The sequence below is a fragment of the Thiobacillus sp. genome (assembly GCF_024708915.1).
Genome location: NZ_JANJXQ010000218.1, coordinates 1 through 14,879, shown reverse-complemented (window position 1 = coordinate 14,879; position 14,879 = coordinate 1). Strand labels below are relative to the sequence as shown.

Annotated in this window: 14 protein-coding genes, 1 tRNA gene and 1 pseudogene; 9 read left to right on the top strand and 7 right to left on the bottom strand. The window is 64.5% G+C overall.

Going from position 1 to position 14,879, the window contains the following annotated elements; all coding sequences use genetic code 11:
- Positions 1-189, bottom strand: a pseudogene (locus tag Q0L94_RS14765) (hypothetical protein); the annotation flags it as partial.
- 23 nt (positions 190-212) lie between these two features.
- Between Q0L94_RS14765 and Q0L94_RS14760 the strand changes: the two are divergent.
- From Q0L94_RS14760 to Q0L94_RS14745, 4 genes are all read left to right on the top strand, one after another.
- Positions 213-289, top strand: a tRNA-Arg gene (locus tag Q0L94_RS14760).
- Positions 290-390: 101 nt separating this feature from the next.
- A complete protein-coding gene (locus tag Q0L94_RS14755) occupies positions 391-789 on the top strand; it encodes a DUF971 domain-containing protein (protein WP_296754647.1) in 399 nt (132 codons plus the stop codon).
- A gap of 82 nt (positions 790-871) precedes the next feature.
- The gene (locus Q0L94_RS14750) at positions 872-1,750 is read left to right on the top strand and encodes a fructosamine kinase family protein (RefSeq protein ID WP_018076836.1); all 879 of its coding nucleotides are present in this window, start codon (positions 872-874) and stop codon (positions 1,748-1,750) included.
- A gap of 7 nt (positions 1,751-1,757) precedes the next feature.
- Positions 1,758-2,237, top strand: a complete 480-nt coding sequence (locus tag Q0L94_RS14745; protein WP_018076837.1) for an LEA type 2 family protein — start codon at positions 1,758-1,760, stop codon at positions 2,235-2,237.
- Positions 2,238-2,252: 15 nt separating this feature from the next.
- On the opposite strand, the gene Q0L94_RS14740 is transcribed toward Q0L94_RS14745, so the two are convergent.
- From Q0L94_RS14740 to argA, 5 genes are all read right to left on the bottom strand, one after another.
- On the bottom strand, positions 2,253-3,008 hold the full coding sequence (locus tag Q0L94_RS14740) for a hypothetical protein (RefSeq protein WP_296754643.1): 756 nt from the start codon (positions 3,006-3,008) through the stop codon (positions 2,253-2,255).
- Positions 3,005-4,597 carry an ABC-F family ATPase gene (locus tag Q0L94_RS14735; protein ID WP_018076839.1) on the bottom strand — a complete coding sequence of 531 codons (1,593 nt, stop codon included), beginning with the start codon at positions 4,595-4,597 and terminating at the stop codon, positions 3,005-3,007. Before Q0L94_RS14735 ends, Q0L94_RS14740 begins: the two co-directional genes overlap by 4 nt.
- Positions 4,598-4,680: 83 nt before the next feature.
- Positions 4,681-7,461, bottom strand: coding sequence for an EAL domain-containing protein (locus Q0L94_RS14730; protein ID WP_296754640.1), 2,781 nt, complete (start codon positions 7,459-7,461; stop codon positions 4,681-4,683).
- Entirely contained in the window at positions 7,458-8,390 is a 933-nt protein-coding gene (locus tag Q0L94_RS14725; protein WP_296754638.1) for a phosphate/phosphite/phosphonate ABC transporter substrate-binding protein, read from the bottom strand. Before Q0L94_RS14725 ends, Q0L94_RS14730 begins: the two co-directional genes overlap by 4 nt.
- A 32-nt stretch (positions 8,391-8,422) precedes the next feature.
- Positions 8,423-9,790: an amino-acid N-acetyltransferase gene (gene argA, locus Q0L94_RS14720; protein WP_296754636.1), complete on the bottom strand. Its 1,368-nt coding sequence runs from the start codon at positions 9,788-9,790 to the stop codon at positions 8,423-8,425.
- Positions 9,791-9,960: 170 nt separating this feature from the next.
- On the opposite strand from argA, the gene Q0L94_RS14715 reads away from it, so the two are divergent.
- Positions 9,961-10,392, top strand: a complete 432-nt coding sequence (locus Q0L94_RS14715; RefSeq protein ID WP_296754633.1) for a DsrE family protein — start codon at positions 9,961-9,963, stop codon at positions 10,390-10,392.
- Positions 10,393-10,452: 60 nt separating this feature from the next.
- Here the strand turns inward: Q0L94_RS14715 and Q0L94_RS14710 are convergent, their stop codons facing one another.
- Positions 10,453-11,181 carry a 16S rRNA (uracil(1498)-N(3))-methyltransferase gene (locus Q0L94_RS14710; protein ID WP_296754631.1) on the bottom strand — a complete coding sequence of 243 codons (729 nt, stop codon included), beginning with the start codon at positions 11,179-11,181 and terminating at the stop codon, positions 10,453-10,455.
- Between the two features lie 45 nt (positions 11,182-11,226).
- Between Q0L94_RS14710 and Q0L94_RS14705 the strand changes: the two genes are divergently transcribed.
- The 4 genes from Q0L94_RS14705 to tkt all read left to right on the top strand — a co-directional run.
- Positions 11,227-11,784 (top strand): thioredoxin family protein, encoded by a 558-nt coding sequence (locus Q0L94_RS14705; RefSeq protein WP_296754628.1) that lies wholly within the window; start codon positions 11,227-11,229, stop codon positions 11,782-11,784.
- A gap of 1 nt (position 11,785) precedes the next feature.
- Complete coding sequence (locus Q0L94_RS14700; RefSeq protein ID WP_296754626.1) at positions 11,786-12,400, top strand: class I SAM-dependent methyltransferase; 615 nt, start codon at positions 11,786-11,788, stop codon at positions 12,398-12,400.
- A 2-nt stretch (positions 12,401-12,402) separates the two neighbouring features.
- On the top strand, positions 12,403-13,185 hold the full coding sequence (locus Q0L94_RS14695) for an inositol monophosphatase family protein (RefSeq protein WP_296754623.1): 783 nt from the start codon (positions 12,403-12,405) through the stop codon (positions 13,183-13,185).
- A gap of 233 nt (positions 13,186-13,418) precedes the next feature.
- On the top strand, positions 13,419-14,879 hold a 1,461-nt coding region (gene tkt / locus Q0L94_RS14690), incomplete at its 3' end, for a transketolase (protein WP_296754621.1).

The following is a 14,879-nucleotide window of genomic DNA, read 5'->3' as shown; positions in this document are numbered from 1 at the left end:
CAGCAGGGGCGCGAACAGTCCGGCAACAACGGAAATGATGACTTCCTGCGGGGTGGCTTGGGTCATCTTGGCGTGCGAATCGGCCATGAAATTATCCTTGGTGGGGGTGGCGTCGAAAGCCGCGATTATAAGGAAAGCGGCCTCGACAGGAAAGGGCGGTGCCCCCGGCGGATGGACGGCACGCGGCAAACCCGCTATGCTTCGCCGACTTTGCGCCCGTAGCTCAGCTGGATAGAGTACTGCCCTCCGAAGGCAGGGGTCGTGCGTTCGAATCGCGCCGGGCGCGCCAGTTTTCAGGTCACCATCGGTTTCAGCCCTTGCCCTGCCGGGGTTTAATCTCTGTAGCGCGGGTTTACACTTGGGGCCAAATTCATTTCGAGCGCTTCAATCATGGCCATTCCCACTCCTACCGACATCAAGCTCCACCAGGCTTCACGTAAGCTGGAAATCGCGTTCACCGACGGTGCGCGGTTCGAACTGCCGTTCGAATTCCTGCGCGTCTACTCGCCGTCCGCCGAAGTGCGCGGCCACGGCCCCGGCCAGGAGGTGCTGCAGGTCGGCAAGCGTGACGTGCTGATCAATGCCGCCGAGCCGGTGGGCCTCTATGGCATCAACTTCTTCTTTTCAGACGGCCACAATACCGGGATTTATTCCTGGGAATATCTCCACGACCTCGGCACCAATCAGGCCGCGCTATGGGACGAGTACCTGAAGCGGATGGAAGCCGCCGGCGCCTCGCGCGACCCCGGCATCGCCAAGATGTTCGAGCAGCGTCCCAAGGGGAAGTAAGCCGCGTGCGCGTCCGCCATGCCTTGCCCAGCGCGCCCTCCGGGGCGCGTTTGGTTTGGATGGCGGACAGGGTTGCGCGCCGATGAGCTTCGTCGCCGCCGTTGCCGCAACGATCGCCCGCGCCAGCGGGATACCTTTTGCCGCCACTACGCTGCGCCCGCTCGGCGGCGGCGACATCAACCGGACCTTCAGCGTGAGCGACGGTTTGCGCCGCTACTTCGTCAAGGCGAATCGCGCGGAGCGGCTGCCGCTGTTCGAGGCCGAGACGGCCGCGCTGCACGCGCTCACCGCGGCGCAGGGCGTGCGGGTGCCGCAGCCGCTGTGCGCGGGCACGGCGGCGGGCCAGGCCTTTCTGGTGCTGGAGTATCTGGACCTGCACGGCAGCGGCGATGCCGCCCAGCTGGGTGAGCGGCTGGCGCGCCAGCACCGTGTGCCGCAGCCCCAATTCGGCTGGGCGCACGACAACTGGATCGGCAGCACGCCGCAGCGCAACGGCTGGACGCGCGACTGGATCACATTCTGGCGGACGCAGCGGCTTGGCTACCAGCTGGAACTGGCGGCGCAAAACGGCCATGGCGGCGCGCTGCAACGGGATGGCGAGAGACTGCTCGCCGGCCTCGACGCTTTCTTCGGCGGCTATGTGCCAGCCCCCTCGCTGCTGCATGGCGATCTGTGGGGCGGCAACCACGGCTACCTCGCCGATGGGACGCCGGTGATTTTCGATCCGGCGATCTATGTCGGCGACCGCGAATGCGACCTCGCGATGAGCGAACTGTTCGGCGGTTTCGCAGCGGATTTTTACGCCGCCTACCGCGCGGCCTGGCCGCTCGACCCCGGTTATGCGGGGCGCAAAACGCTCTACAATCTTTACCACATCCTCAACCACGCCAACCTGTTCGGCGGCGGCTACGTGGCGCAGGCCGCGCGCATGACCGCCCAACTGCTGGCGCAGATTCGATAGGCTTTCCATGTTGCAGCGTCTGCTCGTTCTGCTTCTCGCGCTCGGCCTCGCCGCCTGTTCCGGTCTGCCGCTGAACGCTGTTGCCCCCAAGGTGAGCGTCGCCGAAGTCGACGTCAAGAGCCTCGGCCTGTTCGAGCAGCACTTCGATGTGGGGTTGCGGGTCAGCAATCCGAACGATTTCGAGCTGAATGTCGAGGCGCTGGATTTCGAGCTGGAGGTGAACGGGCGTCCGTTTGCGCGGGGGCTGTCGCGGGTGCCGACGCTGATTGCGGCGACGTCCAGCACGGTAGTGCGGGTGGACGCGATCATGCAGTCGAAGCACCTGATCCAGCAGATCAAGACCCTGCCGCCGGAATCGCTGAAGCACGGGGTGCCCTATCGCATCAAGGGCCGGGTCAAAACCGACCGCTCGTCCAGCTGGCTGCCATTCGATCATGCGGGCGTGGTCGGCGGCGACGAGAAAAGCCCCGGGGGCCGCGCAATCTGAGCGCCCGGGGCGCGCTCAGCCTGCCAACGCCCGCAGGACGGGCACGTCCAACCCGAACTCATCCGCGTGCCCAATTGCGCGCGCCAGCCGCGCCGGCGCCGAGCGTCCGGTGCAGCCGTGATCGGGATCGCCGTCGAATGCTTCGAGCATGCCGGCGATCAGCGCGTCGCGATCGTGTTGCGCGCCGGTGAGCGCGTCCTGGATGTCCATCACCTCGTTCGCCACCCGGCGCGCGAAGGTTTGGTGCTGCGCCCACAGCGGTCCCACGCTGCCGCCGGTTTTCAGTCCGGCGAGGTTGGTGGTGAGAATGTAGACGTTCTTGCGGACCAGTTCGAACAGCAGTTCATCGCCCAACGCGACTTCACGGCACGGCAGCTCGATTGCGGCGAGCGCGCGGCACAACAGCGCGGCGCCGGAGCCGGCGACGGGGGACGCGATCAGCGGCTTGGCGTCGATGCCCTTCTTCTTCTCGAACCACACCGAGATCACCGTAGGCTCGCTGTAGCCGTGCGCCTGCCAGTCACGCGGCAAGAGTTCGTTCTGGATCAGCGCGACGCGCGGCCTCCAGACTTCGGGTAGCGTCGCCAGCACGGCATGCAGGTCGTTCTCGGCAACCGCGACCAGCACCAGCGCCGGATCGGGATGCGCCTGCGCGACGCTGGCCATGTCGTCGCCGCGGTTGACCGGCACCACGGTGTGGCCGGTACGCAGCAGGCCGCCGGCGAACACGCGGCCGAGCTGGCCGAGGCCGATGATGACGATTTCGCTCACTCGAGGCCCTTCGAATGCAGGTATTCGTCGTAGTTGCCCATGTAGAACTCGACGCCTTCGGGGGTGATTTCGAGGACGCGCGTGGCCAGGCTGCTGACGAACTGGCGATCGTGCGAGACGAAGATCAGCGTACCCTTGAACAGGTCGAGCGCGAGGTTGAGCGACTCGATCGATTCCATGTCCATGTGGTTGGTCGGCTCGTCCATCACCAGCACGTTGTGGCGGCCGAGCATCAGCTTGCCGTAGAGCATGCGCCCTTTTTCGCCGCCGGACAGCACGCGTACCGATTTCTTGACGTCGTCGCCGGAGAACAAGAGGCGCCCGAGAATGCCGCGCAGCACCTGCTCGTCGTCGCCCGGCTGGGTCCACTGGTGCATCCAGTCGGTGAGGTTCTTGTCCATGTCGAAGTCGGCGACATGGTCCTGCGAGAAGTAGCCGACGTTGGCGTTTTCGCTCCAGCGCACCTCGCCGAATTGCGGCGTCAGTTCGCCCATCAGCAGCTTCATCAGGGTCGATTTTCCGACGCCGTTGCCGCCGATGACGGCCATCTTTTCGCCGGCTTCCAGCGAGAAGCCGAGATTGGTGAACAGCGGCGAGCCGTCGTAGCCGAACTTGAGATTCTCGACCTCGAGCGCGCGGCGGTGCAGCGCCTTCTCCGGCTCGAAGCGGATGTACGGGTTCTGCCGTGACGACGGCTTGAAATCCTCGATCTTGATCTTGTCGATCATCTTCATGCGGCTGGTGGCCTGGCGTGCCTTCGACTTGTTGGCCGAGAAGCGGCGCACGAATTCCTGCAGCTCGGCCACCTTGTCCTTGGCCTTGGCGTTGGCGCTGGCCTGGCGTTCCTTGGCCTGGGTCGAGGCCAGCATGTAGTCGTCGTAGTTGCCGGGATAGACCTTGATGGTGCCGTAGTCGAGGTCGGCCATGTGGGTGCAGACCTGATTCAAAAAGTGGCGGTCGTGCGAGATGACGATGATGGTGGCGTTGCTCTCGTTCAGCACGTTTTCCAGCCAGCGGATGGTGTTGATGTCGAGGTTGTTGGTCGGTTCGTCGAGCAGCAGGATGTCGGGATCGGAGAACAGCGCCTGCGTCAGCAGCACGCGCAGCTTGAAGCCGGGCGCGATCTGGCTCATGGGGCCGTTGTGCTGTTCGGTGGGGATGCCGACGCCAAGCAATAATTGACCGGCGCGAGCCTCGGCGTCGTAGCCCCCCATCTCGCCGAACCGGGCTTCCAGTTCGGCGGCGTGCAGGTAGTCTTCCTCGCTCGCCTCCGGGTTCATGTAGATGGCGTCCTTTTCCTGCATCACCTTCCACATTTCGGCGTGGCCCTGCAGCACCACGTCGAGCACGCGCTGCTCCTCGTAGCCGAACTGGTCCTGGCGCAGCCAGGCCATGCGCTCGCCGGGGTCGAGCGAGACGTTGCCGGCGCTCGGCTCCAGCTCGCCGGCCAGTATTTTCATGAAGGTCGACTTGCCGCAGCCGTTGGCGCCGATCAGGCCGTAGCGGTTGCCGTCGCCGAACTTGACGTTGACGTTCTCGAACAGGGGTTTGGCGGCAAATTGCAGAGTGATGCTGGAGGCGGTAAGCACGGAGGTATCCTGAAATGCGGGAAAAACGGGGCATTTTAGCACCCTGTGCCGGAGGCCACAGGCGCCCCTGTCCGCAGCTCGCTCTAGACTGTGTCCCGCAACGCCGGGTGGTCGGCGACCGGCCGGTCGAGGTGATAGCCCTGCACCAGATCGACCCCGAACCTGCGCAGCAGGGCGAGCGTCTGGCTGTCCTCGACGTATTCCGCCACCACCGACTTGCCGAGGCCGAGCGCGACGCTGACCATGGCTTGCACGAACACCTGGTTGTCGGGGTCGCCGGGCAGGTCGCGGATGAAAATGCCGTCGATCTTGATGGTGTCGACATGCAGATGCTTGAGGTAGGCGAAGGAGGCGAAACCGACGCCGAAATCGTCGAGGCTGACGCCGCAGCCGAACTGGCGCATCGCCTCGATCATGCGCTGCGCATCGTGCAGGTCGGAAACCGCAGCGGTTTCGGTGATTTCGATGATCAGGCGGGCGGGGTTGACGCCGGTCAGCCGTAGCTCGTTGCCGATGTATTGCGGCAGGCCGGGCTCGGACAGCGAGCGTCCCGACAGATTGATTGCGATGGCAGGAATGGCCGGGTTGTGCGACAACATGCGCAGCACCTGGTGGATCACCCAGCGATCGATGTCGAGGATGCGGCCGCTTTTTTCGGCCAGCTGGATGAAATGCACCGGCATGATGAGTTGGTCGGGATTGCGCTCGTCGATCATGCGAATCAGCGCCTCCAGGTGCGACAGTGTGCCGTCCTCCGTCCGGTAGACGCCCTGGAAATGCAGCTGGAACAGGCCCTTGTCGAGCGCATTGCTGATGCGTTCGCCCCACGACAGGCGGCTGCGCATTTCGCTGTCGGCCTCGCGATCGGCGCGGAATACGCGCCAGGTGTTCTTGCCGGCCTCCTTGGCCTGATACATGGCGATATCGGCCCGCGCAACCAGGTCGTCGGCATCGGTGGCGTGCCCGGGATAGTAGGCAATGCCGAGGCTGGTGGTAAGCCGCAGGTTCTGTCCGTCGAAACGGAACGGAATCTGCGACACCGCGCGCACCACGCGCTCGGCCAGTACCTCGGCCTCGTTGCCTTCCACCGCGGGGATCAGGATGGCGAATTCGTCGCCGCCCAGCCGCGCCAGAACTTCATTGCGCCGCACCAGGGCGCTGATTTCGCCGGCCACCCGGATCAGCAGCGCATCGCCGGCACGGTGGCCATAGCTGTCGTTGATGGTTTTGAATTCGTCGAGGTCGAAAAACATCACCGCGCACGGCAGATGGTGGCGGTCGCTTTCCAGCATGGTGCGCGCCAGTTCCTGCTGGAAGCGGTGGCGGTTGTACAGCCCGGTGAGGGCGTCGCGTTCCGCCAGATACACCAGTTGTTCGGCGGTCTGGCGTTCGCGGGTGATGTCCTCGTAAATCCACAGGTGGCCGATGAAGCGGCCTTCGCGGTCGCGCACCGGGTAATCGAGTTCGGTGATGACGCGGCCGTCGGTCATCTGGATTTCATAACTGTCGGACAGCTCGCGCGTTTCCAGCACCGACAGCAGGTGGCGCGAAAAGTGATCGGGACGCGCCAGCACCGAGGTGGATTTGGCCAGCACTTCGTGCACCGGCAGGCCGATCAGGGCGGCCTCTTCCTCGATCATCCACATGCGGCTGAACGCGGGGTTGTGGTAGATCACGCGGTTGTCGGCGGCGACGAACAGAATGCCGAGATTCATCGCCGACAACAGCGAAACCAGGCGCGCGCGTTCCTGCTCGGTTTCCTCCAGATACTTGCCCTGCAGGCTTTCGGCCATCCGCAGCTCATTGATGGCCTGGCGCAGATTGGCCTCGGTCGCCTTGAGGTCGTCGATGCTGTGGATGCTGGCGCGGATGCCCTGGTAAACGCCGCTGTAATCGTGAATCGGCTGCCAGTTCACTACCGCCCAGAAATGGCCGCCATCCTTGCGGCATACCCGCAGTACGTAGCCTTGGCCGGAGGTGCCGCGCAAGGCTTGGCGCAGCTGGAATTCGGCTGCAGCGCGGTCTTCCGGATGAACGACGTCGGCCGGGAAATCCATCTGTTGTCCCATGCATTCGGCGACGCTGTGGCCGATCATGCGCTCGACCGACGGATTGATCCATAGCAGCCTGCCTTCGGGCGACAGCCAGAATTCCAGGTCGTGGGTGTAGTCGGCAATCGCATGGAAGCGGGCTTCGTTTTCGCGTGCGCGGTCGATATTGAAGCGGACCGATTCGGCCATGCGGTTGAAGGTGCCGATCAACTGGCCGATTTCATCTTCTCCTTCGCCGGCCAGTCTGACGTCGAGGTCGCCTTGCGCCATGCGTTTGCTGGCACGGGTCAGCGCCTCGAAGCGGCGTACCACACCGCCGGTCGACCAGGCCAGCAGGATGCCGGTCAGCAGCAAAGCCGCAACGGCAATGAGAAGGCTTTGCCGCACGTAGCGGCTACGCGCCTCGTGAATGAAGTCGCCCGACAGGACCAGGGCGATTTCACCGTAGCGCTGGCCGGAAAACTCGACCGGCTGCCGCAGCCTGAAATCGGCTTTGGTGCCGTCGGTTCCGGCCTGGTGCACGATGCGCTTGTTGTTGTCGCGCACCGCGATCATTTTCAGGCCATCGTCGCGCTGCAAGGTTTCAATGACGTCGCGCACGCTGGCGTCATCCTGGTGCGACAAGGGCGCAAGCAGGGCCGCGGCGAGGTTTTCCCCCACTTCCCGCACGCGGTGCTCGGCCTGCTGCTGCAACTCCTGGCGGGTGAGCTGGACGCCGTTGGCGATCAGAAAGGCCAGCATAACGGCCTCCACCCCGAGTGCGGCGAGGGTGAGCTTGTAGCGCAGCGAGAGTCGCCCGAACCATGCCTTCATCGGCTTGCCCGCAATATTTCCTGCACCCGCAGGGCGTAGGGGTGGAACGCGCGCAATTCGCTGCCATCCACGGCAGCGAAGCCGCCGTAGCCGCCGTGCTGCATGAAGCTGACGCCCTCGGGCGTGGCGGCGAAATCGAGCAATGCCTGGCGTATGGCCGTTGCCTCGCGGTCGCGCAGGCGCGGGTGGGTCAGGTACATCAGGCTCGATAGCGGCGGGGTTTTGGCGAGCACGCGCAATTGCTGGCGCACCTCGGGCGGCAGCAGAAAATAAGGATGCATGCCCAGCATGGCAGCGTCGGCGCGTCCATTGATCGCCTGCATCGCGGCATTGAAGTGGGTGCCCGCATCCGCGGTGCGGTAATCGGTGTCGCGCTGGAGTCCGTTGGCGGCCATTTCTGCCTGCACCGCCAATACGGTCACGGCAATGGCGTCGGCGGTGGCGATGGTGCTGCCGCGCAGTTCATCCGGCGCCTGGAACCGCGAAGCCTGTTTGACCACAAGCAGGCCATGCGTGGGGCGGGCGTATTTCAGCAACGGCCGGTAGCCGGCGTCCTGGCGTGCCAGCCAGGCCAGGTGCGGTGCCGTCAGCAGGATGTCGTATTCGCCCTGGCGGGTGCGTTCGACGAAGGTTTTAAAGTCGCGTGCGCTGTACACGACGATGCTGCGCTGCAGGTGCCGCTCCAGCGCATGGGCGAGCGGACGGTAGATTTCGACAGTCTGCTTCGCCGTCATTTTGGGGAAGACGCCGAACACCAGCGGCCGATCCGCGCTGGCGGCGACGTGACCGGCAGCGGCCAGCAGCAGGGCAAAGAGCCAGCTGCGGAAGTCACTGAAACAGCCGGGCCGTATGCGCCGTGAACCGGCGCCATGGATCGGTGCATGAAGGGCGCGCCAAGACCATCCCGGGCGCGGGGTGAATAGACGCAAGACTCCTCCTTACTTCACTTCTCTGCAAAGATCTACAAGGTTTTTTGCAGAACCTTGGATTTCCGCTTGTAGTTGTATAGTGCCTGTTTGCTTTTGGGCAGATGGTCGGGGCTGCTGTCGATGAAGCCGCGCTCCTCGAACCAGTGTTCAGTGCGGGTGGTCAGGACAAATAATTTCTTGAATCCGGCTTTTTTGCCCCTTTTTTCGGCCTCCGCCAGCAACAGGTCGCCAAATCCGCGTCCGCGAAATTCCTTGGATACCGCCAGGCAAGCCAGTTCGGCGGCCTGTTCCTCGGGGAAGGGATAGAGCGCCGCACAGCCGGCGATGACGCCGTCGGATTCGAGTACCAGGAAACGTTCGATTTCCATTTCCAGCAGTTCGCGCGAGCGCCGTACCAGGACGCCTTCGCGTTCCAGCGGCTCGAGCAGGCCGAGAATGCCGCCGACGTCGTCGATGCTGGCGGCGCGCAGGGTTTCCAGCGGCGCCGGGGTGATCAGCGTGCCCACGCCGTCGCGGGTGAACAGTTCGGACAGCAGGGCGCCGTCGCGGTGGCGGCTGATGAAGTGCGCCCGCTTGACGCCCTGGGTGCAGGCGGCGATGGCGCAGGGCAGGTAGTAGGTGATGTCTTCCGGCAGCGAGCGCGCTTTTTCCAGCACCTGGCGCGCCTCGTTCACGGTGAGGGCGTTGTGGATCGCCCGTTCCGGGTCCGCCAGCTGTGCGCTTGCTAGCCCTTTCGGGCTTTCGGCATCGGCATCGTCTTGCGGTACCCCCTCGGTGTCTATCAGAAAGACCAGCTTGTCCGCCGCCAGTTCGATGGCGGCTTGCGTGGCCACGTCTTCCAGGCTGAGGTTGAAAATTTCGCCGGTCGGCGAATAGCCGATGGGGGAGAGCAGCACGATATCGTGCTGGTCGAGACGGCGCCGGATCGCGGCGGCGTCGATCTTGCGCACTTCGCCGGTGTGCAGCAGGTCGACGCCGTCGCGCACGCCCAGCGGCTGCGCGGTGACGAAATTGCCCGAGGCCACCCGGATGTCGGCACCCGCCATCGGCGTATTGGCCAAACCCAGCGACAGCAGCGCCTCGATCTCCACCCGCACCGTGCCGGCGGCCTCCTTGACGCAGGCCAGCGCGGCGTCGTCGGTGACGCGCAGCCCGTTCACATAGCGGATCGCCGTACCGTTCTCGGTCAGCCGTGCTTCCACCTGCGGCCGCACGCCGTGGATCAGCACCAGCCGCACGCCCAGGCTGTTCAGCAGATTGACGTCATGCGCCAGCTGCACGAAGCCGCCGTCCGCCACCAGTTCGCCGCCAAAGGCGATGACGAAGGTTTTGCCGCGGAAACCGTGAATATAGGGGGCGGCAGAGCGGAACCAGTGGACGAAATCGGCGGTGTCTTTCAACGGATTGGCCTGAACAGGGTTGATTAGCGCGAAGGATACAGAAAACCTCCGTGCGGCGCAGGGCGGCAATGCCCACGAGAATAAACGGAATATATCGGTTGATCTTTACGTCATAAGTAAAGCGGGGCGCATGTTCGCACCGCAACCCATATTCCACTGGAGATCGACACATGAAACACATGAATACGCTGGGCGCCCTGCTGGGCGGGGTTTTGCTGATGGGTGCGCTGGCGCTGCCCGCCGCCGCTGTGGCCGCCGACAAGTCGAAAATGGTGATCCAGGTCAGCGAAAACGACCCGGCCACCTGGAATCTGGCGCTCAACAACGCCAGGAATATCCAGAAGGATATGGGCAAGGACAACGTCGAACTCGAAATCGTGGCGTTTGGCCCCGGCATCAACATGCTGAAAGCCGAATCCGAAGTGGCCAACCGCATTGACGAGACGGTCGATTCCGGGGTGCCGGTGATGGCGTGCCAGAACACCATGCGCAATCAGAAGCTCGACAAGCAGGATATGCATGCCAAGGTGGGCTATGTTTCCTCGGGGGTGGTGGAAATCATGCAGCGCCAGAAGCAGGGCTACACGTATTTGCGTCCATGAGCGACACCCTCGCCAGGCAAATCCGGGCCGGGTGCCCGGATTTTTACGCCTGATGCGTGCCTAAAAATCGCCCCATAGCGTCTGCATCGCGGCCAGCGCGGCCAGCGCGGCCGTCTCGGTGCGCAGCACGCGCGGCCCCAGGCGGACGGCGACGGCGCCGGCTGCCAGGAGGGCGGCGATCTCGTCGCTTTCGAACCCGCCTTCGGGACCGGCGACCAGGCAGTCTTGCGCCGCCGGCGGCGGCAGGTCGGCCAGCCGCGCTTCGGCCAGCGGCGATAGAAACAGCAGGCGCCCGTCCGTGCGCTGGCCGAGCCAGTTGGCCAGCGTCAACGGCGCGGCCACCGCCGGAACCCGGTTGCGTCCGCACTGTTCGCAGGCGCTCGCCACCACGCCCTGCCAGTGCGCGACGCGCTTGCCGGCCCGTTCGGCCGCCAGTTTGACCACGCTGCGCCTGGCGGCGATCGGCTGGATTGCCGTCACGCCCAGTTCCACTGCTTTCTGCAGCGTGTAGTCCATGCGCTCGCCGCTCGAAATGCCTTGCGCCAGCATCACGCGCAGGCGCGATTCACGCTCGATGCCGGCAAAGCCGGTGACGCTGACCGCGACTTCGTCTTTCTGAATGCGTTCGATGCGGGCGGTGTATTCGCCACCCTGTCCGTTGAACAGGGTGACGGCATCGCCCGCCGCCAGCCGCAGCGCCCGCGCGGCATGGCGCGCGGGGCCGGGCGGCAGGTTGAAACGGGCACCCGCGGCAAGCGGCTGGTCGAGATGAAAACGCGGGGCGGACATATTGGTATTATGCCGGGATTGTCGAACGATCTTGCGGAGAGCATCTTGGTTTCCCTTACCACCCCCGTGTGCGATTTTGGCTGGAAAGCGCCTGGCTTCAGCTTGCCCGGCGTCGACGGAAAAGTATGGACGCTGGCCGATGCGATGGGGCCGAACGGCCTGCTGGCGATGTTCATCTGCAACCACTGTCCGTATGTGAAGGCGATCCGTCCGCGGCTGGTGCGCGATCTGGCCGAACTCCGGCAGCACGGCATCCACGCCATCGCCATCATGTCGAACGACCCGGCCGACTATCCCGAGGATTCCTTCGACAACATGAAAAAGGTGGCGGCGGAATTCGACTTCCCCTTTCCCTATGTGATCGACGAGACGCAGCAGGTGGCGAAAGCTTACGGGGCGGTGTGCACGCCGGACTTTTTCGGCTTCAACCGCGATTTCGAATTGCAGTACCGCGGACGCTTCGACGAATCGCGCAAGGAAACCGCGCCCGAGGGCGTGCGCCGCGACCTGTTCGAGGCGATGAAGGAAATCGCCGCCACCGGCCGCGGCCCCGCCGGGCAGATTCCCAGCATGGGCTGCTCGATCAAGTGGAAGGGAGAATGACATGGCCGACCGTCGTCAGCATTGGGAAACCGTTTACCGCAACAAGGCGGCGGACCAGGTCAGTTGGTTCCAACTGCATGCCGCCTCGTCGTTGCGCCTGATCGCGGACTGTGCCGACCGGGATGCCGCGATCATCGATGTGGGCGGCGGCGCTTCGGTGCTGGTGGACGATCTGCTCGACGCCGGCTACCGCCATCTGACCGTACTCGATCTGGCCGAGCCGGCACTGGTCGCCAGCCGTGCGCGACTCGGCGCGCGCGCACGGTCGGTGCAGTGGATTGCCGGCGACGTCACCCAGGCCGAATTGCCGGCTGCGCGCTACGACGTCTGGCACGATCGCGCGGTATTCCATTTCCTGACCGATCCGGCCGACCGCGCGCGTTATGTCGCGCAGGTTCTGAAGAGCGTGAAACCCGGCGGGCATGTCATCGTCGCCGCATTCGGCCCCGGCGGGCCGTTGCAGTGCTCGGGGCTTGACGTGATGCGTTACGCCCCCGATGCGCTGCATGCTGAGTTCGGCATGCCTTTCCGGCTGCTCGGGCACGAAACCGAAATCCACCACACCCCGGCGGGGCAGGAGCAGGAATTTGTTTATTGTTATTGCCTGCGCACCTGATCGTGCTTGACCAGGTCCAGGCGCTGGTGAGGCAGGTTGCGCAGTGCGAGGTCACGCCGCGCTTCCTCAAGGTGACGCACAGCCACAAGCAGGACGGCAGCCTGTTCACCGAAGCCGATGCGGCGACGCAGGCCGCGCTGGAAGCGGCGCTGCCGCATATCAAGGACGTGCCGGTGCTGGGCGAGGAAATGACCGAGCGACAGCAGCGCGATGCCTGGGAGGCCGGCCGCGACGGCCTGTGGTGCGTCGATCCGATCGACGGCACCTCCAACTTCGTCGCCGGGGTGCCCTACTTCGCCGTGTCGGTGGCCTATCTCTACAAGGGCGAGCGTCAGCTGGGCGTGGTGTACGATCCGGTCGCCGACGAGATGTTCACCGCCGAACGCGGACGCGGCGCGCACCTGAACGGCATTCCGCTACCCTTGCGTACCCCCGCCAGCGAACTGCGGCGCGCGCTCGCCGGAGTCGAAATGAAGCGCATCGACCGCGAGCTGGCCGGCCGGCTCGCGGCGTGGCCGCCGTATGCCTCGCAGCGCAATTTCGGCGCCTCCACGCTGGACTGGTGCTACACCGCAGCCGGGCGTTTCGATATCTATGTCCACGGCGGTCAGAAGCTGTGGGATTACGCCGCCGGCGCACTGATCCTGGAAGAGGCGGGCGGGCGGCTGGCCAGCCTGTCGGGCAGCTTCGACATCGCCAACGTGTGGGAGCGATCGGTGGTGGCGTCGGCCAGCCCGGAACTGTTTGAGCTGTGGCGCGCCTGGTTGAAAGCCGCCGGCGCATAAGCAGCTTCATCGGGCGAATAAAAAGATTTTTAGCGCGCGACCCTGAGCTGATACTTAAGCTTCGTGGCTTAACCCATTGTCGTGAAATCCTTTTTATCCGGTTACGGCGCGGCTTGCGAAAGCCCGCCCTGCTGACGGATAATCAGGGTTTTTGCATATTCTGCCCAAGCTGTCGCTGTACGGCTTTTCCGGGCGGGGAATGCGGCAGTTTTTACTTAGCTGAAGGGAACGCAATGCCAACCCGTAACGACCTGGCCAATGCCATCCGCGCGCTTGCGATGGATGCAGTCGAAAAAGCCAAATCCGGCCACCCCGGCGCCCCCATGGGCATGGCTGAAATCGCCGAAACGCTGTGGAACCATCACATGCGCCACAACCCGACCAATCCCAAGTGGGCGGACCGCGACCGTTTCGTGCTGTCGAACGGCCATGGCTCGATGCTGATCTACGCCTTGCTGCATCTGACCGGCTACGACCTGTCGATGGACGATCTGAAGCAGTTCCGTCAGCTGCACTCCAAGACCCCGGGCCACCCCGAGTACGGCTACGCCCCCGGCATCGAAACCACCACCGGGCCGCTCGGTCAGGGCATCACCAACGCCGTCGGCATGGCGATGGCGGAAAAGGTTCTCGCCGCCGAATTCAACAAGCCCGACCACGCCATCGTCGACCACCACACCTATGTATTCATGGGCGACGGCTGCATGATGGAAGGCATCTCGCACGAAGCCTGCGCGCTCGCCGGCACCTGGAAACTCAACAAGCTGATCGCCTTCTGGGACGACAACGGCATCTCGATCGACGGCCACATCGAGCACTGGTACACCGACGACACCGCCAAGCGCTTTGAAGCCTACGGCTGGAATGTCATCGCCGGGGTGGACGGCCACGACGTGGTGGCGCTCGAAGCTGCGATCCAGAAAGCCAAGGCCAGCAGCGACAAGCCCACGCTCATCTGCTGCAAGACCGTCATCGGCAAGGGCTCGCCCAACAAGGCCGGCACCCACGACGTGCACGGCGCCGCGCTGGGTCACGACGAAGTCGAGGCCACCCGCAAGCACATGGGCTGGACCCATCCCGCGTTCGAAGTGCCCGCTGACATCTATGCCGGCTGGGACGCCAAGACCAAGGGCCAGGGTCTGGAAACGCTGTGGAACAACAAGTTCGCCGAATACAAGAAGGCCTACCCGGCCGAAGGCGCCGAGTTCGAGCGCCGCATGAAGGGTGAACTGCCCGCCAACTGGAAGGCGCATGTCGCCGAGAAGCTGGCCGCCATCAACGCCAAGGGCGAAACGGTCGCTACCCGCAAGGCTTCGCAGATCGCGATCAATGCGCTGGCCTCCGCGCTGCCCGAGTTCCTCGGCGGCTCCGCCGACCTCACCGGCTCCAACCTGACCAACTGGGAAGGCTGCCACCCGGTGCGCCACGGCAAGCCCGGCAACTACATCAGCTACGGCGTGCGTGAATTCGGCATGGCCGCGATCATGAACGGCATGGCGCTGCACGGCGGCCTCTTGCCCTTCGGCGGCACCTTCCTGATGTTCTCCGAATACTCGCGCAACGCCATCCGCATGGCCGCGCTGATGAAGCAGCGCGTGATCCACGTGTTCACCCACGACTCCATCGGCCTCGGCGAGGACGGCCCGACCCACCAGCCGGTCGAGCAGACCGCCACCCTGCGCATGATCCCCAAC